Source organism: Flavobacterium enshiense DK69, from assembly GCF_000498495.1.
Classification (GTDB): Bacteria; Bacteroidota; Bacteroidia; order Flavobacteriales; family Flavobacteriaceae; genus Flavobacterium; species Flavobacterium enshiense.
On record NZ_AVCS01000044.1, the window covers coordinates 1 to 886 of the forward strand.

Here is an 886-nt window from a genome sequence, read left to right on the forward strand (position 1 = left end):
AACGTCCCGGGGCTTTGTGAAGGTGGGGATTAGTTAACCCAAAACTAACTATTTAAGATTAAGTTTACAAACACAAAACCGACATTATTTTTAGCCTTAAAACCCCACTTTCACAAAACCCTTGTTAGCGGTAGTGTTTTATTCGATTCTAAGTTTGTCCAAATGAAAATCATATACTTCTCCAATTTCCATTTTTTGCATTAAAACTGGAATATTTGGAAAATTCTTTTCTAAAATCTTGAGTTCGAAAAACACATTAGTTTCGCTATTTAAGTAGAATTTTTTAGTAATTACTCCTGTAATTTTCAAATCCTTTTTAGGATCAAAAACCCACTCATTATTGTACTCATAAATTACGGCATTGGCATAGTTATCTTTTCTATCTACAGGGTAAAAGATATTGATTGTGTCTCCAACTTTATGATTGTTATAATGCTCAACAGCTATTTTTGCGGATTTTTCATCTTGTTCAATTATTGGTTTCCAATAATCAATATAATGCTTTGCTTGCTCTTCTAATTTTATTTCTTTATTGTTTAGTTTTCTATGTAGTGAAGTTAAGATTATTGATGAAATGTCATCTGGATGATAAACACCGATTTTGTGAAATTGTTTTTTAAGCGAATCGTTGCCATGTCTTATCCAACTATTTCTGATCCACATTCCAACTGTCATATGCAATTCTGTCACAGCATCATTTTCTGGTTTGCTTTTAAAAACATTTTTTGCATTATTGGTCCAATTTTTTTCAAAATAGTTTATTGATTCTTCGAGGCTTCCAGGTTTGTTTTGGCTCCAAGAAGTCAAACAAATCAATAGAGTAAATAATAAATGAATATGTTTTCTCATCGTTTTTCCAACATTACCGCTAACGTCCCGCCGGCTT

General features: G+C 31.5%; 1 protein-coding gene. It reads right to left on the reverse strand.

Features of this window, described 5'->3' with window-relative positions:
- Positions 1-138 precede the first annotated feature (138 nt).
- A partial coding sequence (locus tag FEDK69T_RS15615; protein ID WP_205622840.1) for a DUF6794 domain-containing protein occupies positions 139-886 on the reverse strand: 748 nt, incomplete at its 5' end.